The 22,878-nt window shown below is 74.5% G+C and carries 19 protein-coding genes; 5 read left to right on the plus strand and 14 right to left on the minus strand.

Annotated features, from left to right (window positions below; translation table 11 throughout):
* Positions 1-67: 67 nt before the first annotated feature.
* The 9 genes from ABZY91_RS16635 to ABZY91_RS16675 all read right to left on the minus strand — a co-directional run bounded on the left by ABZY91_RS16635 (position 68) and on the right by ABZY91_RS16675 (position 12,293).
* Positions 68-1,432, minus strand: coding sequence for a M14 family metallopeptidase (locus tag ABZY91_RS16635; RefSeq protein ID WP_355403001.1), 1,365 nt, complete (start codon positions 1,430-1,432; stop codon positions 68-70).
* Between the two features lie 176 nt (positions 1,433-1,608).
* Positions 1,609-3,141, minus strand: coding sequence for a VWA-like domain-containing protein (locus ABZY91_RS16640; protein WP_355403003.1), 1,533 nt, complete (start codon positions 3,139-3,141; stop codon positions 1,609-1,611).
* The gene (locus ABZY91_RS16645) at positions 3,138-4,373 is read right to left on the minus strand and encodes a MoxR family ATPase (RefSeq protein ID WP_355403089.1); all 1,236 of its coding nucleotides are present in this window, start codon (positions 4,371-4,373) and stop codon (positions 3,138-3,140) included. Before ABZY91_RS16645 ends, ABZY91_RS16640 begins: the two co-directional genes overlap by 4 nt.
* Positions 4,374-4,457: 84 nt before the next feature.
* Positions 4,458-5,816 (minus strand): hypothetical protein, encoded by a 1,359-nt coding sequence (locus ABZY91_RS16650; RefSeq protein WP_355403005.1) that lies wholly within the window; start codon positions 5,814-5,816, stop codon positions 4,458-4,460.
* Positions 5,817-5,968: 152 nt separating this feature from the next.
* Positions 5,969-6,706, minus strand: coding sequence for a hypothetical protein (locus tag ABZY91_RS16655; protein WP_355403007.1), 738 nt, complete (start codon positions 6,704-6,706; stop codon positions 5,969-5,971).
* Positions 6,703-8,061, minus strand: a complete 1,359-nt coding sequence (locus ABZY91_RS16660) for a hypothetical protein (RefSeq protein WP_355403009.1) — start codon at positions 8,059-8,061, stop codon at positions 6,703-6,705. The genes ABZY91_RS16655 and ABZY91_RS16660 overlap by 4 nt, the downstream gene beginning before the upstream one ends.
* Before the next feature lie 341 nt (positions 8,062-8,402).
* Positions 8,403-9,575: a hypothetical protein gene (locus ABZY91_RS16665; RefSeq protein WP_355403011.1), complete on the minus strand. Its 1,173-nt coding sequence runs from the start codon at positions 9,573-9,575 to the stop codon at positions 8,403-8,405.
* Positions 9,572-11,011, minus strand: coding sequence for a hypothetical protein (locus tag ABZY91_RS16670; protein WP_329950770.1), 1,440 nt, complete (start codon positions 11,009-11,011; stop codon positions 9,572-9,574). Before ABZY91_RS16670 ends, ABZY91_RS16665 begins: the two co-directional genes overlap by 4 nt.
* 283 nt (positions 11,012-11,294) lie before the next feature.
* Positions 11,295-12,293 carry an aldo/keto reductase gene (locus ABZY91_RS16675; protein WP_355403013.1) on the minus strand — a complete coding sequence of 333 codons (999 nt, stop codon included), beginning with the start codon at positions 12,291-12,293 and terminating at the stop codon, positions 11,295-11,297.
* A 382-nt stretch (positions 12,294-12,675) separates the two neighbouring features.
* On the opposite strand from ABZY91_RS16675, the gene ABZY91_RS16680 reads away from it, so the two are divergent.
* The 5 genes from ABZY91_RS16680 (at position 12,676) to ABZY91_RS16700 (ending at position 16,861) form a co-directional block, all read left to right on the plus strand.
* Positions 12,676-13,578, plus strand: coding sequence for an LLM class flavin-dependent oxidoreductase (locus ABZY91_RS16680; protein WP_355403015.1), 903 nt, complete (start codon positions 12,676-12,678; stop codon positions 13,576-13,578).
* Positions 13,575-14,003 carry a nucleoside deaminase gene (locus ABZY91_RS16685; protein ID WP_355403016.1) on the plus strand — a complete coding sequence of 143 codons (429 nt, stop codon included), beginning with the start codon at positions 13,575-13,577 and terminating at the stop codon, positions 14,001-14,003. Before ABZY91_RS16680 ends, ABZY91_RS16685 begins: the two co-directional genes overlap by 4 nt.
* A 219-nt stretch (positions 14,004-14,222) precedes the next feature.
* Positions 14,223-15,482, plus strand: coding sequence for a hypothetical protein (locus ABZY91_RS16690; protein ID WP_329950767.1), 1,260 nt, complete (start codon positions 14,223-14,225; stop codon positions 15,480-15,482).
* A gap of 220 nt (positions 15,483-15,702) precedes the next feature.
* Positions 15,703-16,134 (plus strand): nuclear transport factor 2 family protein, encoded by a 432-nt coding sequence (locus ABZY91_RS16695; protein ID WP_355403018.1) that lies wholly within the window; start codon positions 15,703-15,705, stop codon positions 16,132-16,134.
* Positions 16,135-16,270: 136 nt separating this feature from the next.
* On the plus strand, positions 16,271-16,861 hold the full coding sequence (locus tag ABZY91_RS16700; RefSeq protein WP_355403020.1) for a DinB family protein: 591 nt from the start codon (positions 16,271-16,273) through the stop codon (positions 16,859-16,861).
* Positions 16,862-16,956: 95 nt separating this feature from the next.
* Here ABZY91_RS16700 and ABZY91_RS16705 read toward each other — a convergent pair whose 3' ends face one another.
* From ABZY91_RS16705 to ABZY91_RS16725, 5 genes are all read right to left on the minus strand, one after another.
* Positions 16,957-17,925 (minus strand): HD domain-containing protein, encoded by a 969-nt coding sequence (locus tag ABZY91_RS16705; protein WP_355403022.1) that lies wholly within the window; start codon positions 17,923-17,925, stop codon positions 16,957-16,959.
* 243 nt (positions 17,926-18,168) lie between these two features.
* Positions 18,169-19,401, minus strand: coding sequence for a hypothetical protein (locus ABZY91_RS16710; protein ID WP_355403024.1), 1,233 nt, complete (start codon positions 19,399-19,401; stop codon positions 18,169-18,171).
* A gap of 666 nt (positions 19,402-20,067) precedes the next feature.
* Positions 20,068-20,580 carry a hypothetical protein gene (locus tag ABZY91_RS16715; RefSeq protein ID WP_355403026.1) on the minus strand — a complete coding sequence of 171 codons (513 nt, stop codon included), beginning with the start codon at positions 20,578-20,580 and terminating at the stop codon, positions 20,068-20,070.
* A gap of 725 nt (positions 20,581-21,305) precedes the next feature.
* Positions 21,306-21,884, minus strand: coding sequence for a PASTA domain-containing protein (locus ABZY91_RS16720; RefSeq protein ID WP_355403028.1), 579 nt, complete (start codon positions 21,882-21,884; stop codon positions 21,306-21,308).
* Positions 21,881-22,429, minus strand: a complete 549-nt coding sequence (locus tag ABZY91_RS16725; RefSeq protein ID WP_355403030.1) for a SigE family RNA polymerase sigma factor — start codon at positions 22,427-22,429, stop codon at positions 21,881-21,883. The genes ABZY91_RS16720 and ABZY91_RS16725 overlap by 4 nt, the downstream gene beginning before the upstream one ends.
* Between the last annotated feature and the right edge of the window lie 449 nt (positions 22,430-22,878).

Below are 22,878 nucleotides of genomic sequence, written 5' to 3' on the forward strand. Positions count from 1 at the left end.
GGCGCGGCCACCCCGGCCGGACGCCGGGCGGGACCCCGAACGGGGCCCCGCCCGGCGCGGACCGCCGTCAGCTCGCGATGCCGCAGTACTGCTGCTGCTTGCCGATCGCGCGGTACACGCAGTCCGCCGTCTCCACCAGCCGCAGCACGGCCTCGCGGTTGCGGCTGGTCTCCCGGCCGATCACCTCGTCGGGCGGGTAGAAGCCGCTGCTGCCGTTCGGCCCGGGGTACATCTCGAAGGTGTAGGCGAAGACCCGCTGCACGCCCCACAGCCAGTCGTCGATCGAGCCGTCGGTGATGTAGAGGTCGCTCGACTGCTCCGGCGTGTAGCCGTTGGTGCCGGCCAGGGTCCGGCCCAGGGTGGCGAAGGTGTTGTACTCGTCGGCCGTCATTCCGGTGGTGGTGTTGGCCGTGGTCCAGCCGAAGGGCCAGAGCACCAGCTCGCTGTACGTGTGGAAGTCGATGGCGGCGGTGATCTGCTGCTTGCCGCCGACGACCCGGGTGCGGACGAAGTCCGCGACCACCTTGGCCTCCTTGGCGGACTCCGGGGCGCTGCCCCGGTAGGTCTCGCTGGAGGTGGATCCGGAGGAGCCGCCGCAGCAGCCCCACTTGTAGTTCCAGTTGCGGTTGAGGTCGGTGCCGACGTTGCTGCTGCCGGAGTTCGGCTGGCGGTCCTTGCGCCAGCTGCGGTAGCGGCCGGTGGCGATGTCGTACTCGCCGCCGTCGGGGTTGAGATCGGGGACCACCCAGATCTCGCGGCTGTTGACGGCGTTGGCGATCCGGCCGTCGGTGGCGTACTTGTCGCCGAACTCGTGGAGCAGGTACAGGGCCATCTCGACGGTGAGGTGTTCGCGGGCGTGCTGGTGGGCGGTGAACAGCACCTCGGGTTCGTTCTCGTCGGTGCCGACGTTGTCACTGATCTTGACGGCCACGATCGGCCGGCCCTCGTACGAGGTGCCGATGACGCGCTTGCTCATGATGGCGGGGTGGGCGGCCACGACGGCGTCGATGTCGGCGGCGGCCTCCGCGTAGTTGTGGTAGCCGGAGTCGGCGGACGGGAAGTCGTACACCGACGCCCCCACACCCTGCTCGCCGGGTTCGGCGCCGTACAGGGGGCCGGGCAGCAGGACGGGGGCCCAGCCGAGCGCCCGGAGGCGGGCGGCCTCGGCGGGGGTGGCGGTGACGGTGACCGAGTCGGGCCGGACGGCGTCGACGGAGGCGCCGGTGGCGGCGACGGCGGTGCGCTCGGCGACGGTGCGGGGCCCGTCGAGGCGGTACTGCCGGGCGGAGTCGGCCGCACCGGCTCGGTCCGCGACCGCGGACGGAGCGGCCACCGGGTTCGCGGCGGCCTGGACGGTGAGCGGGGAGGCGAGTGCGAGGGCCAGCAGGACGGCGGTGGCCGCGGCGGGCTTCCCTCGGCGGGGCAGTCGCATGACTGTCCTCCTGTGGGGGATCCGTAGGGACGGAACAGGGGAGGAACTGCGGCGCGCGCCAGCATGATGGTGCGTCAATGTCATGCTTTCGTCAAGGAGTTGGGGTCGGGAGACCTCGCCGAGTCCTGCGGAGAGCCGCCGGGGCGGACCCGGGCGCGCGCGGCGCTCCGCAGGGCTCAGCGGGTCGCGGGGGCGACGCCGCCGATCTCCACCACCCGGGCCCACCCGGGCGGGACGTCCGGCCGGTAGCCGGGATCGTCCTCGCGCCACGAGCTGCCCGCGCGCCCCCGGGAGAACAGCCCGATCACCGTCCGGCACGCCGGCCGGGTGTCCGGCCACGGTGTCTGCCCGTCGGTCAGGACGACGAGCACGTCCGGACGGGGCCGCGCCCGGAGAGCCGCGGCGAAGCCCGTCCGCAGGTCCGTCCCCCCGCCGCCCACCAGGGGGATCCCCTCGGCCCGGCACAACTGGTGCACCGCGCGGGCCGCCGCGTCGCACGGCAGCACGGTGACCAGGTCGCGCCGTCCGCCCACGGCCCGCGCGATCGCCGCCACCTCCAGGAGCGCGCTGCCCAACTCGGCGTCGCTGACCGACCCGGACGTGTCGATCACCACGGACACCTGCGGCGGCCTGCGCCGCAGGCTCGGCAGCACGGCGCCGGGCACCGACGCCGAGCGCCGCGACGGCCGGCCGTAGCTGTAGTCCTGGCCCGCGCCGGTGCCCGAGGCCGCGGAGCGGACCGCCGACCCCAGCAGCTCCCGCCACGGCTGCGGCGTGTGGAACGCCTCCGTCGCCCACCGCCGCCACCCCTTCGGTGCCGACCCCGGACGGCCGTTGATGCCCTGGGCCACCCGGAACCGCACCGCGTCCCGTTCGTGCGGACCGAGGCCGTGTGCCCCGTCCGGCCCGAGGTCCCACGCCCGGTCCAGCCCGTCCGCGCCGCTGCCGCAGTCCAGCCACGCCACGTCCTGCATCTGCGGTCCGAGGCGGAATCGGCGCAGGTAGTCCTCCATCAACTCGCCCTCGGGCAGCCCCAGGGCCGCCGGCTCGACCGCCCCCTCCGGCCGGACCAGCCCGTCCCCGAACACGTCGTCGTTGATCTCGCAGTCCGCGGCGATGTTCATGCGCAGCCGCTCGCCCGGACCGGTCAGCCCGCGCTCCCGCGCGACCCGGTCGCTGCGCCCGTGGTGGTCGCGCAGCAGGTGCGACACCTCGTGCACCCAGACACCGGCCAGCTCCTCGACCGGTGTCAGCGCGACGAACGCCGGCGAGACGTAGCACCGCCAGTGCCGGTCGACGGCCATCGTCGGGACCTGCCGCGACTCCACGACGTGGAGGGCGAACAGGGCCGTCGCCAGGTAGGGCCGGACCCGGGCGGCGTGCAGGCGGGCGGCGAACAGCTTGTCGAGGTCCAGCGCCGTGGGCGCCCGCGGCGCGGTCGTCGGCCGTTCGGCCACCGGGGCGGGCCCGGCCGCCGACCCGGCTCCGGGCCCGCCCGCCGGGCCGGTGTCGGGCGCGGTGTCCCAGGCGGTGTCGGGATCGTCGTTCCGGAGGGTTCCGGGTGTGGCCTCGGGCGCGGAGTCCCAGGCGGTGTCGGGATCGTCGTCCCATGCGGCGTCACGGGCGGTGGCGGGCGCGATGTCCCAGGCGGTGTCGGGTGCGGCGTCCCAGGCGGTGTCGGGTGCGGTGTCCCGCACAGGCGTGCTCATCGGCCCGCCTTCGCGGCGGACACGGCGGCCACCCGCCCGGCCGCGCGGTCGGCCCGTCGGGACAGTGCCACCGCCCCGGCGAGTCCCTCGATGGACGCGGGCACGTCCCAGTCCTCCCGGCGCAGGGCGGCGAGCGTGGTCGCGGGCACCACCACAAGGTCCGGAGCCCCGGTCTCCACCGCCCGGACCAGCAGCGCCCAGGCGGCGTCCCAGCGGGACCGCTCCGGGCGCCGGCGGACCGCCGCGACCACGCCGTCGAGGACGGCCTGCCGGAGGTCCCCCCGTTCGGGCAGCTCGGCGCCCACGGGGTCGGCGAGCAGCGCCTCGGGATCGGGCAGGTCCATCCGGTCCACGCTCGCCAGGAGCTCCAGCCCCGGTCCGTCCCCCACCGTGCCACGGACCAGCAGGGACAGCACCTCCCGGTCGGATCCGGCGGCGGTCGCGAAGGCGATCAGCCGGAGGGTCATCTCCCAGCTCCGCGGTGACGGCCAGGCGCCGCCGCGCCGGGTCTCGTTCTCGGGCAGCCGGTGGACCAGTGCGGGGCGGGCGGTCAGCAGCCCGCACACCGCGCGTCGGGCGAAGTCCACGGCCCCGGTGAGGCGTTGGGGGTCGAGCCGCGGCAGGGTGGCCCGCGGCCAGGTCCCGCCGAGGCCGCGGATCACCACCTCGGGATCGTGGGTCCACTGGAGATGGACGAACCGGTTGGCCAGCGGCGGGCTGAGCTCCCAGCCGTCCGCCGCCGAGGAGCGCGGATTGGCGGCGGCCACGATCCTGACACCGGGCGGGAGCCGGAGTGCGCCGATCCGCCGTTCCAGGACCAGCCGCAGCAGGGCCGCCTGGACGGCCGGTGGCGCGGTGGACAGCTCGTCCAGGAAGAGCAGTCCTCGTCCGGCCCGGACCAGACGGACCGCCCAGTCCGGTGGGGCCATGGGGACGCCCTGCTCGGCGGGGTCGTCCCCGACGACGGGCAGCCCGGAGAAGTCGGACGGCTCGTGCACGCTGGCGATCACGGTGGTGAGCGGGAGGTCCAGGGCTTCGGCGAGCCGGGTCAGCGCTGCCGTCTTGCCGATCCCGGGCTCGCCCCAGAGCAGTACCGGCAGGTCGGCGGCTACGGCCAGGGTCAGGGCTTCCAGCCGGGTGTCCGGGCGCGGTTCGGTGGCGGTGTCGCCGAGCAGGGTCAACAGGTCTGCGGCGACGTCGAGTCGAGAGGCGACAGGGGCTGTGGCGGGCATGGTGGACAGGGGCGTGGAAACAGGCATGGGTGACGACCTTCCGGTTCACGGCGGGTGGGTGGGTGGGCGAGGTGCTGGGGCGGGTCAGCGGGAGTCGGCGTGGCGCGGGCGCGAGCGGCGGCCGCGAGAGCGTCGGAGGCCCGGCCGGCCGACGTGCTCCGGCCGGGAACCGACCAGGCCGGCGCGGAACAGCCCGTAGACGATGCGCCGTCGGGCCGCCTCCTCCAGGTCGTCCCGCAAGGCACCGTCGCGCAGCAGCGCTTCGGGCCCGAGCAGCCCCTCGACGACGGCCAGGGCACCGGCGGTGTCGCCGTGGGCGAGGCGTGCGCGGACGTCGTCGAGGTTCTCCGGGTGACGGTGCGCCCGGTCGATGACCTGGAGACAGGGGAGCGGCGTGCCGGTCAGGGAGGCCAGCAGCTCCTCCCTGCGGATCTCGGCGGGGTCGTGGTCCAGCGGGACCAGCACCCCGTCGACCAGCCCGATCCGGTGGAGGGCTCCCCGGCACTCCACCGGGTGGGGTGCCCCGGCGGGGTCGGGCGCCCCCGCCGGGGCAGGGGCGGGCCGGTGGCCCGGAGCCAACGCCGCGGCGACCAGGGGGTGCAGGCGATCGGGCCGGATCAGCCCGGCCCGGAGCAGCTCAAGGTCCGGCAGCACCCAGGTCGCCGCATCGGGCAGTACCGGCAGCCCGGCGGCCCGGTCGGCGGTGGACGGAAGTACGGTGAGCCCGCCCCCGTCGGCGAGCAGGCCGAGGACCAGCCGCTGCCGTGAACCGAGACGAACGGCCACGGCCCCGGGGGGCCGGCCCTCGGCGCGGAGCAGGATTCCCGCCTCCGCCGCCCACCGGTCCACGGCGCAGGCGAACCCCGGGGGCGCCGGGATCCGGTCCGCGGGCGGCCGATCGGCGCCGGCTCGTTCCCCTAGCTCGTGGGCCCGGCGGGCGTCCCAGAGGTGTCGGTGCAGGTCGAACCGGAACCTCCGATGCGGGTGGGGGTGCGGGTGCGGATGCGGATGTCGGCGGTCGCGGGACCCGGCGCGGGACGCGTCCCACAGCGCGAGGCCGATCCGCTGGCCGGCATCCGCCCAGGCCGGGGGAGTCCGGACCACGAGCTGCACCGCGCCCGCGCCGTACCGTGCCAGCGGCACGGTCAGCCCGGGGCGCAGCAGCCCGTCCGGGGCGACCCTCGGCAGGTGCCAGCGCAACAGGTCCGGCGCCAGGTGCCGCAGATCGCCGCGGATCAGCGCCGCGAGATCGCTGCCGTGGGCGCGTGCGACGGATCGCAGGTCCAGGTCGACATCGACACCTGCGGCCGCACATGCCCCGGCCCAGTCACCGACCAGGCGGCGGGCGGTCGAAGTCTCGATCATGGTGGGCGGCACGGCGAACTCGCGCACGCGCTGCCAGAAGGAAAGCCGGGTGTCCCCGTTCGCGGTTCGAGTGAGCATCAGCACTCACTTCACGCGGACGGGACCCCCGATCTGGAAGGAGGAGTCATCATCGCGCCGACCCTACTGCGCGCCCGCTCGACCCCGCACCTCGTTTTCCGTCGGCCCGTCAGCGGGGAGGCCGACGGGCCGGTGGCCGCTGTGTGACCGTGTCACGAGGCGCGTCGGTCCGCCTCCGGCAGTGGGTGCGGTGGCGCGTCCAGCGGTACGGGCGGGGGCGGCGACAGGGGTTGCGGTGCGGGGGGCGCCGTCGGCATCGGGGGGATCCGGGGGACCGGCGGATCCGCCGCCTCCGGTTCGTCGGACAGCAGCGGGATCCCGTGGCGCAGGTGCACCGCGCCGGGCAGGTCGTAGGTGAGCCGACGCTGCGCGACGGTCTGCCGTTCGACGGTCAGCGCGCCGGTGACGGTGCAGTTCCCGGCCCGGATCTCCGCAAGACGGGCGCGGCGCACCACGGCCACCACGCCGTCCAGCTCGATGACGAGGGCCAGCGCCATCCGGACCGAACCGACCGGGGTGCCGTCCACCAGCAGGTCGACGTGCGGGCTGTTGGTCGAGGTGATGCGGTGCCTGGCCAGCGCCACGACCTCCTCGGTGTCGGGGGCGGCCCGGGTGCGCCGGGCGGCCGATGTCAGGGCCGCGTACCGGCTCCAGCCGGAGGCGGCGCACTCGAACAGGTTCCGGCCGAGCAGGCCGTCCAGCGCCGCGGCCACTTCGTGTTCGACGGCCCGCCCGGCCGCGCCGGTGAACCGGGGGACACCGCGCATCAGGGCATCGACGGTGCCTTGTTCGCGCAGGGCCCCGGTGAGCGCGTCCACGGCGCTGCCGGCCTCCGCCGAGAACAGCAGGTCCCGCGCGGTGGCCGGGTCGGTCAGGGTGGCGCCGGTCATTCCTCCTCCTCGTGCTCCTCGACGCGGTGGGTGCCGGGATCGGATCGCGGCTCCAGCCGGACGGTGCGGGTCGGGCCCGCCGGGTCGTCGGTCTCGTCCACCCGCGGCCGGGGTGGTTCACCGGGGGCGGGCTTGACGGCGACGTGCCCGGAGGCCCAGCGCGGGCCCCGATGTCGGCCGACGACGTAGGCCCCGGCGGCGGCGGCCAGCACGGCCGCACCACCGGCTGCCGGGCCGACCACCCAGGTGGTGGGCGTCGCGTCGTCCGCGCCAGGGTCGCCGCCCGCGGCCGGGTCGCTGCCCTGGCCGGGCGCCAGGATCTCGAAGGCGGCGTCGTCCGCCATGGCCGGGTAGGCCGGGCACACCGCGTGCAGGGTGTAACGGCCCGGCCGGGCGTCGTCGGCGATCCGGGTGGTCGTGGTGAACCGTCCGCCGTCGTCGGTGGCGACCCGCCGCCAGGTGGTGCCGTTCCAGGACAGCTCGACCTCGGTGCCGTGGCAGGCGAAGCCGGCGCCGGTGACCGCGACCGGCTCGCCCACCCGTCCGCTCGCGGGGGCGGCGCGCAGCTCGGGCCGGCCGTCCCGGGATCCGGTCGAACCGCTCCCGCCGGGAGGGGGCACCGTGAACGTCGCCTCGGCGTGGTACGGGGAGTCGGGGCCGCAGGACGCCGTCACCGGGTGCTCGCCCGGCGGCGTGTCGGCCGGCACGGTGAGCGGACGGCTGAAGGAACCGTCGGCGGCGGGTGCGCCTCGCGCGACCACCTGTCCGTCCCACCGCACCACGACGAGTGCGCTCTTCGTGCAGTGGAAACCGGTGCCCTCGGCGGTGAACTGCCGCCCGGCGGGTCCGCTCGCAGGCTCCAGGGCCAGGGTGGAGGTCACCTCGTCCCCCGTCGCCTCGACCGTGAACGTCGCCGTCGCGGACACGGTCACCGCCGCGGCGGCGGGCGGGGGCGCGATGGCGGGGCCGGGCGCGGAGACGACCGGGCCGTCGTCGGGCGGTTCCGGTGTGCCGGGTGACGACGGTGTGCCGGGTGACGGCGGAGCGGTACAGCCGGCCGTCACCTCGTGGGCACCCGGAGAGGCGTTCGCGGGGACGTCGACGGTTCCGGTGAAGCGGCCCTTCGACCCGACCTGGGCCGTTCCGGCCGGTGAGGAGTCCCAGGTCAACTGCACGGTGGCGGTCCCGGGGAGGCACGCCCGGAAGCCGTCGCCCCCGACCGTCACCCGGGTCTTCGCCGGGCCGTGGTCCGGGTCGAGGCGCACCGTTGCCCGGGCCTGCGCGGCCGGGGCGAAGAGCACGGAGGCGACGGCGACCACCGCGCCCAGCAGCGCCGCGGCCAGGGCGAGGAGCACCGGCCGACCGGTCCCTAACGGCAATCGCCGCCCGCCTCCGGGGCGGTTCCGGGCACGGTGGGGCCGGTGGGGCCGGTGGGGCCGGTGCGCGGGGGGCCGGGCAGGGCCGGAGCCGCTCGCGCCGGCCGAGCGGGGCAGGTGTCGGGTCATCGCCGACCGTCCTTCTACGAACCTTCTCCCATCATCCTCCGCCCACGGTCACCGCACCATGCCCACGGACGGCGCCCACCGACGATGCCCACGGACGGTCACCGGACCGGGCCCGCCGATCACGGACGCCGTCACGGCGCGTGCGCGCACCCGACCCCCGACGGCCCGTGGAGCCCGCCCTACCGCCCGCCCTACCGCCCGTCCGTGCGGGCGTGACGGCGGTAGTGGTCGAGGACGTCCTGGCGCAGGAGCGCGCCGAAGCCGGCCGACTCCAGACGGAGCCCGAGCTGGGCCTCGGTGAGGCCCAGGGCCTCGGCGGTGGCCGGGAGGTGCCAGTCATGGGCGGCGAGCCGGTCGAGGAGGTGACCCCGGCGGACCTGGCTCTCGGAGAGGCGGAAGGACTTGAGGTAGGCGATCCGGCCGTCCTCGTCGGTGATCGCCTCACCGATGTGGTTCTCCCGCTTGGGCCGGAAGTCCGGCAGGAAACGGGAGAGGGTGAAACGGTCGAGCCGGTACACCGTCCGGCGCCGGTAGTCGGCGTCCAGCAGCCCGCCCGCCATGGCCGTGTCGTGGAACTCCGCCCAGGCGCGCTCCTGCTGCTCGACGGCGGCCCGGAGCGCGGCCGGGGAGTCGACCGGACCGGCCGCCCGCAGGTCGGCCCGGAAGTCGGGGACCGGCGTGCTCAGGACGCCGTAGTGGTGGATCAGCTCGCCGTAGAGGTCGAGGAGCAGGCTCCGGTGCAGCGCCCGGTAGTCGTCGGGGTGCGGGACGGCGAACGCGGCGGCGAGCGCGTCGGCGACGTAGAGCACGACGCCGCACTGGCCGGGGTGGATCTCGAACTGCCGCAGGGCGTCGGCGAGTCCGCGGACCTGGGCGCCGCCGTACGCCTCCTCGGCGCGCGGGGACAGCCCGCGCCGCAGGGCGTGTTCGGACCACTGCTCCCAGGAGATCGACGGGCCGCCGAAGTGCAGGGAGAGGTAGCCTTCGAGGGCGAGGTGGAGCGGCAGGAAGCGCAGGCGGGTCCGGTCCGCCCGCTTGGTCATCCGGCGCGGTGCGTGCACCTTGACCAGCTCCGGCGGGGTCCCCGGCGAGGACGTGTCGAGCCGGGTCCCGTACGCCGCCGCCGGGGTGCCGTCGCCGCTCCAGTCCGCGACGAAGCCGTGCGGGACGTACGAGCTGTACGTGTAGCGGCGGCCCACCGCGACGGTGGCGAACTCGTCCTCGTAGAGCTCCCGGCGGAGCCGGAGCCCCTCGACCGGCTCGTCCCGGACCAGCGGCACCAGCCGCACGCCGCCCCACACCTGGGCGGGCCGGGTGTCGAGGCCGGCCAGGTCGAGCCGGAACGCCGGCGGAACGGTGGTCATCGGCCTGCTCCCGCCGCGAGGAACCGCTCGGTGCGGACGGCCAGGTGGTCCGTCAGCTCGGTGAGGTCGGTACGGCCCTCCGCGAACCGGGCGAACTCGACCAGCGCCGGCAGGTCCTCGGCGTCGCGCAGCCCGGCGGTGGGCACGGTCGGGGCGAGGCGCCGGACGTCGAAGTCCTCGGCGTCGTAGACCGGGTTGAGGTGCACGATGCTGGTCCGCCGCTGCGGGTCCAGCCGGGTACGCCAGACCCGCAGTACCTCGGCGGCCAGGCCGGGCGGCGCGTTGTCCCAGCCGTCCGAGACGATCAGCAGCCGCTGCGGTGCGGTGTCGAGGGCGTCGAGGATCCGCCGGCCGAGCGGGGTCGGGCCCGAGGGGCGGGCGAGCAGCGCGTCCGTGAGGCCGGAGGTCCACAGCGCGGTGTACTCGTCGGCGAGCACCTCCAGCAGGAAGTGGCTCGCCAGGGCGGCGGCGAGCGGCCGCCGACGCTTGGTGCCCGAGCCGTACGAGGAGAAGCTGTCGTCGAGGACGGCCGTGACCCGCCCCCAACTGCCCTCCCGCGCACCGGCGGTGCGTGCGGCCCGGAGGGCCGCGCCGCGCAGGGCACCGGTCAGCTCCGCCCGTCGGGCCGTCCGGTCGGCGGGCGGCAGCCCGAGCACGTACGAGGCGAGCCGGGTGAGCGGCATCCGGGACAGGTCCGTGCGGACGGCGTCGGCGCCGTGGTCGCGGGCGGACTCCTGGAGGCGCAGCCGCTCCAGGGCGGTCATCCGCGGGGCGATGCGTTCCAGGAAGGCGGCACGGGGGATGCCGTGCCGGTGGGCGAAGCCCTCGGCCACCGTGTAGGGAAGCTCGTAGAGGGCCGACTGCTGGTGGTGGGCACGCCGCCAGGCGTCGAGCAGCGGGGCCTCGAACCGGGCGCGGCGGCGCGGGGCGTACAGGAAGTCGCCGGTCTCCTCCGCCACGGTCCGCAGGTGGGTGTGGCGCAGCGCCAGCTTGAGGCCGGCGCGGTACTTCACGGCGTCGAACGCCTGGTCGGGGCGGGCGGCGAGCCAGTCGCGCACGATGGCGCGGGTGCGGCGGTTGTTGACCTTGGCCCGGCGCAGGTCGGCGATCAGCCGGTAGACCCGCTGCGGGGGCAGCAGCGCCAGCCGGCGCGCGATCAGCCGGCCCTCGGTGTGCCGCTGCTCGACGGTCGCGTCGCGGGCGCTCTCCAGCAGGTGCCGGACGATCAGTGCCGCGTTGTGGTCGTTGATGTCCAGGGCGAGCGCGGCGGCGTACGGTCCGCGGTAGTTGACGAGCATGTACGTGTGCAGGAAGTCGAGCGAGAGGCGCTGCTCGTCCGCGCCGCTGTGGAACTCGCGCTGGCCGGTGCCGGTGATGGCGGCGTTGACGAAGAGCAGCACGTCCTCGGCGGCGATCAGGTCGCCGTACGTCTCCACCGTTCAGCTCCCCGCCCCTGTGTGCTGCCGTCCGTAACCCCGGACCCGGAGTGCCGGCCGGGGAATGGGGGCGCGAACTGCGAATCAATGCTGTAGAGGCGCGTTTCGGAAGTCGCACCGGAGTCCCGCGGCCGGCCCGTCGACCGTAGCAGAGGCGGCCGGGCGGGGTGCCACGGCCCGGAGCTGCGGGCCCGGAGCGGCGGGCCCCGCCTCCCGCCGCTCCCGGTGTCGCGCTCTCTCGTCGCCGAGTCGCCGAGTCGCCTTCGGCGGGCCCGTGGGGGGCTCACGCCCAGGGCAGCGCGGCACGGGTGCGCCAGTACGCCTCGGCCGGTTCGGCCATCGGGGCCAGCCCGGCGAGCTGCGCCGATGTGAGGCCGAGCCCGGCGGCGGTGAGGTTGGAGGCCAGCTGCGCGGTGGTGGCCGCCCCCGAGAGCACGACGTCCGCCCAGGGCCGGGCGGCCGCGGCGGCCAGTGCGACGGCGTCGCAGGACGCGCCGGTGGCGGCGGCGAGGGCGCGCAGCGCGGCGGTGTCGGGGCCGGTGGCGTTGCGGTCGGCGAGGCGGCCGTTGGCCATGCCCTCCTTGACCACCACCAGGAGGCCCGCCGCGTGGGCCTCGGCGAGCGCGGGCCCGGCGGACGGCTCCAGCACGTTCCAGGTCGACTGGACGGCGGCGAACAGCGGCCGGCCGTCGGCCTCGACCTCCAGCGCGGCCCGGACGGTCGCGGCCTGCGCCGGGCCGCTGGTGGACAGACCCACCCGGACGCCCTCGGCCGCCAGCCCGGCCAGCCGCGTGTGCAGGGCGGGGTCGGTGAGGGCGGGGCTGTCGGGCGTGACGGAGTGCACCAGGTACACGTCCGGGCGCCTGCCCAGCAGAGTCCGGGTCTCCTCGACCTGACGGTCGAACACGGCCGTCGAGTGCTCCTTGACCTCGTGGACGGGGACCCCGGAGGTCCGCCAGTCGGCGGTGTAGGTGTAGCCCCACTTGCTGCCGATCGTCACGTCGGCCACGTTCCCCGGCCGGGAGGCCAGCCACTCGCCGAGGAACTCCTCGGCGCGGCCGTACGAGCGGGCGGTGTCGAAGTACCGCACGCCCGCCGCGTAGGCGGCGTCGAGCAGGGTGTGGGTCCGGGTCCGCAGCGCCTCGACGGTGCGCTCGGCGGGCAGGTCGAGGTCGCGTCCGAGCGTGAGGTAGCCGGGCCGTCCGACCGCGGCCGTGCCCAGACCGAACCGTCCGACCGACGGCCCGGCGGTGGCTGCGGAGGCGGCGGGTGCGGTCGGCATGGTGGGGGCTCCTTCGGGGGTCGCGGCGGGCGGCGGAAGGTCACCGCGCCCGCACCGCACCCTATCCGCCGACGCCGCCCGGACCGCCTCTGACCTGCGCCGCCCCGGCCGAGCCGGCGCCGCCCCTGCGTGGCCGGGGGCCGGGGGCCGGCGCCGAGCAGGGGCAGGGCCGGGGCGAGCGGGCGGTCCGTCACGGGCGGGCGACGGCCGGCCGACCCGTCCGCCCGCGGGCCCGGCCGCACCCGCCGCGCCGGCCCCGGGAGGGTGCTGCGCGGGATTCCCGGCGACAGGTCACGATCACCGGTGCATCCACGGCGGAACGGCCCCTGGACCGGCGGGAATCCCTTCTGGGGGCACGTCCTGCCTGACTAGGCTTCGAGCTGTGAAGATCGGAGTCAACATCCACAACTTCGGCCCCGGCACCGACCCGGGAGCCCTGCGGAGCTGGGCCCGCACCGTCGAGGACCTGGGGTTCGACCTGCTGATGGTCTCGGACCACCTCGTCATCACGCCCGACGTCGCCGAGCGGTATCCGGCCCCGTTCTACGAGCCCTTCACCACCCTGTCCTGGCTCGCCGGCGTCACCACCCGGATCCGGCTCGGCACGACCGTCCTGGTCGCCCCGTACCGGCACCCGCTGCTCACCGCGCGGATGGCGGCCAACCTGGACCGGCTGAGCGGTGGCCGGCTGGTCCTCGGTGTGGGGGTGGGCTGGGCACGGCAGGAGTTCGCCGCCCTCGGGATCCCGTTCGAACAGCGCGGCCGGCTGACCGACGACCACCTCCGGGCCGTTCGGGCGGCCTGGGCCGACACCGCCGACTACGGTGCCGGGCGGATCCCGGTCTGGGTCGGCGGGAACAGCGACGCCGGGTTGCGGCGTGCCGTGCGCTTCGGTGACGCCTGGCACCCGCTGCGGCCCACCATGCCGTGGCTGTGCGAGGCGGCGGTGAGGCTGAAGGCCGTCGCCGACGAACTGGGGCTCCCCGCACCGGCCTTCGCGCCACGGATCGCCCTCCGGCTCACCGGGGCACCGATCGTCGGTCCGGACCGGAAGGCCGGTGAGGGCACGATCGAGCAGATCACGGACGACCTCGACCGGCTGCGGCTGCTGGGCGCGGAGACCGTCGTCCTCGACCCCTACGACGGGGACCCGCGCACGACCTGCCACCCGGAGACGGGCCGGGAGGCGCTCGCCGCGGTGGCCGCACACCTCCACCGTCCTCAGAGCCGAGACAGCCGAGACAGCCGAAGCAGCAGCCGACGCAACCCGACGGAGCAGCCATGACCGCACCCCACGACCTCGCCCTCCTCCGACGGGCCGTCGCACTCGCGGCCGAGGCCCGCGACAGCGGCAACCCGCCGTTCGGCTCGCTGCTCGCGGGCCCGGACGGGACGGTCCTGGCGGAGGACCGCAACACGACCCTCACCGATCAGGACATCACCGCACACCCGGAGTTGAAGCTGGCGCGGTGGGCCGCGCGGGAGCTGGACCCGGCCACGGCGGCAGGAACCACCCTGTACACCAGCTGCGAGCCCTGCCCGATGTGCGCGGCGGTCGTCCGGCGGGCGGGCCTGCGGCGGGTGGTGTTCGCCCTGTCCGGCGAACAGCTCCTGGACATCAGGCCGGGCAGCGATCAGCCGCCCGTCCCGCAGGAGGGCCCCGCCCTGCTCGACGAGGCCCGGTCCGTCGTCGAGCCGTACTACCGCTGACCCCCGGCGCCCGGCGTCCGGCGCCCCGTTCACCTGCGACGGGGCGTGGGGGGTTGTCGGTCGGGTGCGGTAGTTTGTGCTCGCTCCGGGGAGGCAGCCGGGAAATGCAGGTGCCCGCGCGAGGGGCGCTGTGCTTGCCTGTGTCCTGTCGTACACAGGCAGCGGACCAGTTGCTTCCCCGATCTCTACGCCGCTCTCAGGAGGCTTCCCATCAACGCCGTGATACGCAGGACCGTCCGCACCACCCTGGTCGCCGCCGCCTGCAGCACCGTTCTCGCCGCCGGGCTCGCCGCGTGCGGTACCGTCCAGCAGCTCACCGCCGCGGAGAAGGTGTCCGACGCCTTCGGGAAGCTCAACGACAGCAAGTCGTTCAGTGCGAAGTTCTCCATCGACGCGACTCCCGCGCAGATCGAGGCCTTCGGCACCGCCACCGGCGAGAAGGTCGACGCGGAGACCGCGGCCGCGCTCTCCGCCGTGAGCCTGGCGGTCTCCTTCAGCGCGGACAAGCCGCTCAAGGACGTCAAGCCGAGCAAGGGCGCCGACGGCAAGACCGTCGACGCGCTGTCGGACAAGTCGGTCTCCTTCTCCTACGCGCTCACCGGCAAGGGCGGCGCGTCGCTGGTCGAGCTGCGCCAGGTCGGCGGCAAGACCTACGCGCAGGCCGACCTCGCGGGCATCGCCACGCTGGTCGGCGAGGACCCGGCCCAGGTCAAGGAGATGACGGAGGGCCTGCCGACGGCCCTGAAGGACGGTCTGACCGGGAAGTGGGTCACCTTCGACGCGTCGGCGCTCCAGGACTCCGCGAAGTCGGCCGGCGGCAAGGCGGGGGCCTCGCCCTCCGCCGCGCCCACGCTGGACCCGAAGGTCTCGGAGGGCCTCGCGACGTCGCTGAAGAACATCTTCACCAGTGACGTCTCCTTCGAGGACAAGGGCAAGAAGGACGGCAAGGACCTGATCACCCTCAGCGCTCCCGCCCGCAAGCTGGCGGACGACCTGCTGAAGGCCGTCGAGCCGCTGGCCAAGGAGCTTCCGAGCGGGGCCAAGCTGCCGAAGGCCGTCCCGAGTGACGTGCCTGACCGCAAGCTGGCCCTGGACCTCTACCTGGACGGCGGCGCGCTGTCCGCCGTGACCTTCGACCTCGCCCAGCTGGAGGAGAAGCCCACCCCGGGCGCCACGCTTCCGGTGCGGATCGCGTTCGGCAAGGACGCCCCGGCGGTCCAGGCGCCCTCCGGTGCCGCCGAGATCACCTCGGCGGACATCGAGGACATCTTCGGCGGCCTCCTCGGCGGCGGCCTCGGCGGTGCCTCCGTGGGTGGCGCGGACGACTCGGCCGGTGCGGCGGCGGCCACGCCGCTCACCGACGCCCAGGTGAAGGAGCTGACCAAGGGCGGTGGGCTGACCGAGGACGAGGTGCGCCTCTACAACAAGCTGGGCCTCGGCTACGAGGACATCAAGGACCTGGCCACCGCGGGCGCCTGACCTGATCTGACCTGACCGAGGCCAGTCTGCGGTCCGTCCGCCCCGTCAGTCCCGTTCGCCCCGTCCGCCGCACCCGGTGGGCGGGGCGAACGCGTGTCCGGCCGGTCCGCCGGAACGCGCCCGGCCCCGGGCCGGAGCAGGAATCGGCCCGGAACCGGTCGTCCCGGAAGCAATCCTGTGATGGTGTGGTACCCCGTGTCCGAGTCCAGGGGAGGCCACCGTGTCCCGAACGCCGCAGCAGATCTTCCAGAGCTACGTCTACGCGGGTTCCCTGACCCGGAACGCCGACGCCCTGGCCGAGAACTTCACCGAGGACGGTGTCCTCGAAGCGCCGCTGATGCCGGCCGGCGCCGCCTTCCCCAGGAAGCTGGTGGGGCGCGAGGAGATCCGTCGGACGATGGCGGCCTACTACGAGCGGGAGTCGGAGGGCGGCCGGTTGCCGAACCTGGAGAAGTCCGGGTACGTGCTGCACGTGACCGCCGATCCCGACGTGTTCATCGCCGAGATCGACACGGTCTTCGACGGGGCCGGTGACGGGGCCGGTGACGGGGGAGGGGGCGACGAGACGGTCTCGCTGGTGCAGATCTTCCGCGTCCGGGACGGGAGGATCGCTCGCCTGCGGGACTACTTCGCGCCCGAGTTGATGAGCTGAGGACGTTCGAGCACGCGTCACGCCGGCACGCTCACCGCCGGGGCCCGCGCAGCCGGGACGGTCACCGCCGGTCGTCGCCGGTCGTCGCGGGGAAACCCGCTGGCGAACCGTCCCCTCTCCGACGATCATGGAACGCATGAGCGACCTCCTCCCGACCGACCCGACCGAGACCGACCGGCCCGCACGATGGAGCCGGGCGACCGTCTACCCCGACATGTGGGCCGATCCGGACGACGACCCCCGTGCCCGGGACCAGACCGGTCCGGACGGCGAGCTCGCGACGCTGCTGAACTTCCTGGCGGACTACCGCACCACCCTGCGGATGAAGTGCGAGGGCCTCGACGCCGAACAGCTCGCGCGCCGGTCGGTCCCGCCGTCGACGATGTCGTTGCTCGGTCTCGTCCGGCACCTCGCCGAGGTGGAACGGGACTGGCAGAACTGGATCACCGACGGTGAGCCGCTGCCGAAGCTGTACGGCAGGCGCGACGCGGACTTCGACGAAGCCGTCGCCGAACAGGCCGTGGTCGACGGCGCGTACGCGGATCTGGCGCGCGAGCAGGCCGCGACCGATGCCGCCCTGGCCGGGCACCCGGACCTCGGCGAGCGCCTGGGGAAGGACGGGATCGCGGTGCGGGAGCTGATGGTCCACCGGATCGAGGAGTACGCCCGACACTGCGGGCACGCCGACCTGCTGCGCGAGTGCGTCGACGGGAGGGTGGGCCAGTAGCTCGTGCGACGGGCGGACCGGGGGCGACGTCCTCTCCTTTCGCCCGCCGGTGCGCCCTCGCGTCGTCGCGTCCCCGCGTCCCCGTGCCGGGTGTCTCAGTCCCACCGGACGCGGAACGTGGTGGACAGCGACTTCAGCGCGTCGAGCTCGGCGGCCAGTTCCGGCGCGGACACTTCGATCCGCCGCCCGTCCACCAGCGGCTCGGAGCTGTAGATCTTGCGCAGCGAGAAGTCCCAGCCGGAGGCGTCCCCGGGAACGCCCGGAGCGCTGCCGGCCGTGACCTTCAGCCGGTGCGGCTCGTACCGGATCATGGCACTCTCCACCCGCGTGGCCTCGCAGGCGTCGAGCGCGGACCACAGCTGCGGATCGGTCAGCCGAGCGAGCCCGGCCGGGGCGAGGTCCGTGCTGTCGAGCAGCCGGCGGGCCAGGCGGCGGACCACCGAGACCGGACCCACGTTGTCCCACGAGGTGTGCAGCCGTGCTTCCGCGCAGACCAGGCCGACCAGTGAGGCGGCGGTCTCGCGGTCGGCCGACACCGCGGCGTCCTTGAGCCGGAGTCGGCCCAGCAGTGCGGCCGGATCGGCGTCCAGGCGCCCGGCGGCACGCCCACTGCGCACGTAGGAGTCGAGATGGTCGAGATTCAGCAGGCCGGAGCGGTTGGTGAGCGGTGAGGGCGGCTGCGCGCCGAGTGCGGCGACGACGGCTCCGGCGCTGATCCCGTGCTCCTCCAGCACCGGACGGATCGGGTCGGCCCGCAGCAACTGCAGGCCGATCGCGTGGTGGTCGAGGCCGGAGAGGCCTTCGAAGGTGTGGCTCAACGGCAGGTGGCCGATGTCGTGCACCAGCGCCGCTACCCGCAGGAGTTCGTCCTCCGGACGGAAGTGCGCGACCAGGGCGAGCACGCCGAGGGTGTGTTCGAGCCGGGAGTACGACTGCAGGGTGCTGATCGTCGAGGCCCCGCCGTGTGCCACGAAGTGCAGGCGCCGCAGCGGTTCGGTGCGCAGCAGGGCGACTTCGACGGGGTTCAGCCGGACGGGGATCCGCCACAACGGGTCGGTGAACACGGGTGACAGGCCCACCACATGGGTCGGGGCGGGTGATACCGCGTCATTTCCGGTTTCCTGCAAAGGTTTCTGATCCATTCGGCCGGCCATCCGGTCACTCTACGGGCGGACGCCGGCCTTGGGCAGTCAATTGATCGCCCGGTCACCGGCCGTGCGGCGTGGCGCCGACCCGCAGGTTCGGCGCCACGCCGCCTCGTGCGTCACCCTGCGGGTGATCCCGGTGCGGCACAGGCGACTCGGACCCTACGGACGCCAGACGGTGGCCAGGTGGGAGGGGTAGAGACTTCCCGCAGACCGGAACAGCGAGAGCCCGACGACCAGGCCCGTGTTGTTGATGAACAGGGTGGTGTTGGTGGTGCCGGTGGGGTCGAGGTCCGTGAGGGTGCCGTCGGCGGCCCAGATCTTGCCCGCCTGGTACTGCCGGGCCGGGATGCCGTCCCACGAGTAGCCGATCGCGGTGCCGGAGTCGTTGATCCCGACGGCGGTCGACTTGGCGCCCGACGAGGCGGCGAGGGGGAGAGGGGTGAGGGTGCCGGTGGGGCTCCACTTCGCGGCGGACGTCTGGCTGGAGGTCGGGTTCGGCTGGTGCTGGCCCACGACGGTGCCGGAGCCGTTGATCGCGACCGGCAGGGTGTTCGCCCCGAGGTCGAGGATCGCCCCGTTGGGCGACCGGACCAGGCCGTGCCGGACGGTTCCGGTCGACTGCGGCCGGTCGGCCCATCCGATCACCGTGCCGGCGTCGTTGATCTGGACCGGCACGTCGCCGGCCCCGCCGGTCGGACCGGTCTGGAACGGGGTCGGGGTGCCGGTGGAGCTCCAGATCACGCCGCGGTACGTGCCGCTCCCCGTGGAGGAGCGGCCGATCGCGACTCCGGCGCCGTTGATGTCGACGGCCTCGCTCCTGGTGCCCCCGGGCAGCGGGGCGAGAGCGACGACGGTGCCGTCCGGGCGCCAGGCCACGGCGTGCTCCACGGCGCCGTTGCCGGAGACCCCGACGACGGCGCCGCCGGAGCCGATCGCCGTGGGCTTGCTGTACTGGTCGCCGGGCAGCGGCGGCAGGACGGTGGGTGTGCCGTCGGCGGCCCAGCGGACGGCCGTCGCCCGGTAGCGGTCCCGGGAGGCGGGCCAGGAGATGCCGATGGCGAGGTTCGCGTCGTTCACCCCCAGGGCCTGCGCGAAGTCCTCGCCGGACAGCGGGGGGAGGGTGGTGGGGGTGAGGTCGGGGTTCCAGCGGATGGCGCTGGTGTCGTTGCCCTGGCCGGACCCGTAGGCGTAGCCGACGACGACGCCGTTGTCGTTGACCCCGGTGGGGTCGCTGAAGGACCGGGCGGGCAGGCCGGTCTGCAGGATGGTCGGGGTGGGGGCGGTGGCCGCGACGGGTGCGGCCGGCGTCGCGGGGGCGGCCCCCAGCAGCGCTCCGGCGGTGAGGGCGGCGGTGACGGCGATCGCCGTACGGCGGCCGGTCCGGAAGTCCATGGCACGGGTTCCCTGTCTACTCGGCGACATGTCGGCCCGGTCCGGCGGCGGTTGCGGCGGACGGGCCGGTGGTGCGGTGGTACGGGACGGGCCGTGCTTGCTCGCCGCCGGTACGGACACCGGGCACACCGGGGCGGTGGTACCGCCCGCTCGCGGGTGGCCGGTGGTCGGGCCGCGCGCCCGGCGGCGAACTGTCTTGGCCGCGACTCTAGTTGGCGCACCTCGCCTTCGCAGGTGATTCCGTCTGTCCGGATGAGGCTTCCCAGGTGTGCACGCGTCGGGAGGGGGCGATGGCGCCTTCGCACGTTGCGGACCCGCGCCGGGGCGCCCCTGGCGGCAGCGGCACCCGGGCGCCCGAGGGGGCGGTCGCGGCGGGTGCCGGCCGCCGGCGTGCCGTCGAGTGGGGCGAACCGCCGGCGGGCCTTCTCGTGGAGCCCGGCCGCGAGCGGATCGGCCCGGAGCGCGGCGAGGCGGGCCCGGGCGGACGCCGCGCCGGGGCACGGGTGCAGGCGGCTTCCTGGACGGGTGACCTGTCAGGAGCACCTGGCCACGGTTGTCGGAGACAGCCGGCCGGGCAGGCCCCGGGATCCAGGGCCTGCCCCTGTCGGTGCAGTTCGGAAGGACGAACGCAGGGGATGGTGCGGCGCTGCCTCCCGGGGCGCCGGGTCAGGCCGTCCTGATGTCGAAGGCGTACTCGAATTCTGCGAGTGCCTTGCCCTCGTCGTCGTGGAGCTCCGCCTTGGCGGTGTAGCTCCCACGGTTCAGCATCCCGCTGGGTGCCTCCTCCCAGCCGTGACGGGGGAAGGTCGCCGAGTGCGGCATTCCCTGCTGCGGGAACGAACCCAACATCTGCTTGTCCCGGCCGACCCTGAGACCTTTGCGGTAGTGGCTGCTGGTGTACAGGACCCCGGACACGGGCGCATCGTCGACACGGAAGTCGACCCTGATCCGGTAGTGGCAGCCCTCGGGCAGGACGAACGCGTCCGCCTTGGTCGCGGCGAGTGCTTCCGCGCTGTCCAGCTGCCGCGCCACGGCAGGCCGGCGTTCGTCCTCGAACTCCACCCTGAATGTGAGCAGGTTCAGGGTTCCCCCGCTCCCCTCCAGGCCCTTCCTGTCGCGCTCGACAAGGGCCTTGAAGTAGGCCTCGTCACGCTCCGGAACGTCCACGCCTTCGGACATGCCGCCTCCTCACCGTTAGTCATCACCGACGGACCGGCCGGCGGACACCGCCGGCCACAGGGGGAAGATCACCACACCCGGAGCGGTCCGGCGGGCAGAACACCGCCCCGCGATCTGCCGCCCCGCCCGTCGGCTCGCGAAAACCGCGCCCCTCCCTCACCCGTACGGGCCACGCGCCCGCTGTCCTCCTGTTGACGGGCCGTCCCCGGACGGGCCCGCGCTCCTGCTCGGACCAGCGTGCCGCGGCTCAGCCGCACAGCGAATGCAGTTGATCCCGCGTCGGCCGACGGCTTCTGCACGTGGCCGGGTACCGGTGCTGGTCACAGATCCTGTGACTGGAACCCATAGGTGGCGGGGCCTGCCGGAGTTTCTGCAGGTTGGTGTGTGAGTTGGCCGTGCTAGTTGGCGGGGACCGTGGCGCGTGACTGCGGAGAGTAGTTGTGTGTCGTGGCTCTGGAGCTCAGTGAGTGGGGGTAGGGGGTTGAGGAACATCTATGCCAGATCGTGCGCTAAGCCCGGATCGCTGCTGGTGGGTACCTCACGAAACCTCGGCGCCCAGCCCGTCATGAAGCCGCCCCCCACTCCCCTCCCCGCACGCGCCCCTCGGAAAAGTCCAGCAGCGGCCCGGAGGGGCGGGCGTCCAGCCGGTGCGCCGCGGTCGACGGACTGCCCGGCACCGGCCCCTGGGTCACTCGGCCGGTGCGCGGGCCGAAGGGCCCGGTCGCTCAGGTTCCGCCGGGTTTGCCCGTCGAGACCAGCAGGAGGACGGACGAGCCCGGTGCCACCGGTGCTGCGCCGCCCCGGGGCTGACTGCTGATCACCTGCCCCGCGGGAGCGTTCCAGTCCGTGTGCCGCATGATCGTGCAGCTCAGTCCGAGTCCGCGCAGCAGGCTTCCGGCCTGTTCGACCGGCATGCCAGCCAGGTCCGGCAGCGCGATGCCCGCTCCTGCGGTCTGCTCCTGCTCCTGTGTCGGAGTCGCATTGGCGCTTCCGCTCTTGGGGGTGCCGGTGGCGAGCGGGGTGCACGCCCCGTTCGCCGGTGGGGACAGGGACGGGGAGGCGCCGGGCGCGGGTGGCACGGGCTTCAGCGCGAAGAACCCCACCGTGGCGCACGCCAGCACGCAGCACGCCGCAGCGGTGCCGAGGAGCGCCCGGCGGGTGCGGCTGCGGCTGACGGCTCGCTCGATCGCGGCCGCGTCGACGACCGGTGCCGTCGGCCCGTCGGCGAAGGAGGCCACCGCGGCACGCAGCTCGGCTTCGAGGCCCGGCTCGAACGGGGCCGGTCCGAACGACGTGTTCCTCACTTCGTACCTCCGAAAGCGGCAGACGGCGTGTGCGGCGCCTGGGCGCCCGATACGGAATCGCGCAGCTTGGCCAGGCCGCGGGCGAGCTGGGACCTCACCGCACTCGAAGAGATGTCCAGGACGTCGGCGACCTGCCGGGCGTCCAGATCGTGCAGGTAGTACAGGACCACCACGCTGCGCATGCCCATCGGCAGCCCGAGCAGTGCCTCGATCAGTTCCGCGCGCAGATCCACCTGCCCGAACCGGTCCCGGGGGTCGGCCATCTCGGGCACCCCCGACAGCCCGGGGCGCTCGCCCCGGCGCGACAGCCGCCGCCAGCGGTCGTTGGCCAGGTTGACCAGCACTTTGCGCACGTACGCCTCCGGCGAGTCCGCCACCGCGACCTTCCGCCACTGTCGGCACGCCCGCTCCAGCGCCTCCTGCACCAGATCCTCGGCCACGTGCACGTCACCGGTCAGCGCATACGCGGTGCGGAACAACGCTCCCGACCGATGTGCGACGAACTCCGTGAATCCGTTGTCCGGACCACTCCTGCGAAACCTCACCCGCCGACCTCCTCTCCTCGTCCCGTCCCGATCACTGCCCCCATGACGGCGGAACGGGGCCGAATGCTGCACCGAGCCGCTGGCAGTGACGTGAATCACAGCCGGGACGGAAGGGTGTCCCCGGACCTCGCGCCGCTGCCGCCCGGGGTGCGGGCGGGGCCAGGCGAAGCGGACGGCGCGTCCGCGCCGACGCCCCGACTGACCGTTTGTGTGGCCGCGCGTTCACCGTCGCCGGTCCGACCCGGCCGTGACCGGCCTCCCGGCCCGCCGCCGGGCGCGCCCACCCTCCTGCCGACCGTCAGACGCAGGAAGTCTGGTGCATGCCCTCCTCAGTGAGCGGGACCACCGGCTGCCAGGAAGCTACCCAGCCCCGGCGTTCGTCTCCGGGGGTTCCGGTCGATGGCCGGGCGCGGCTTCACATGTGCGTACCGCTGCGTACCGTCTGCGTA

Origin of the sequence: Kitasatospora sp. NPDC002965 (assembly GCF_040611255.1) — a bacterium.
Classification (GTDB): domain Bacteria; phylum Actinomycetota; class Actinomycetes; order Streptomycetales; family Streptomycetaceae; genus Kitasatospora.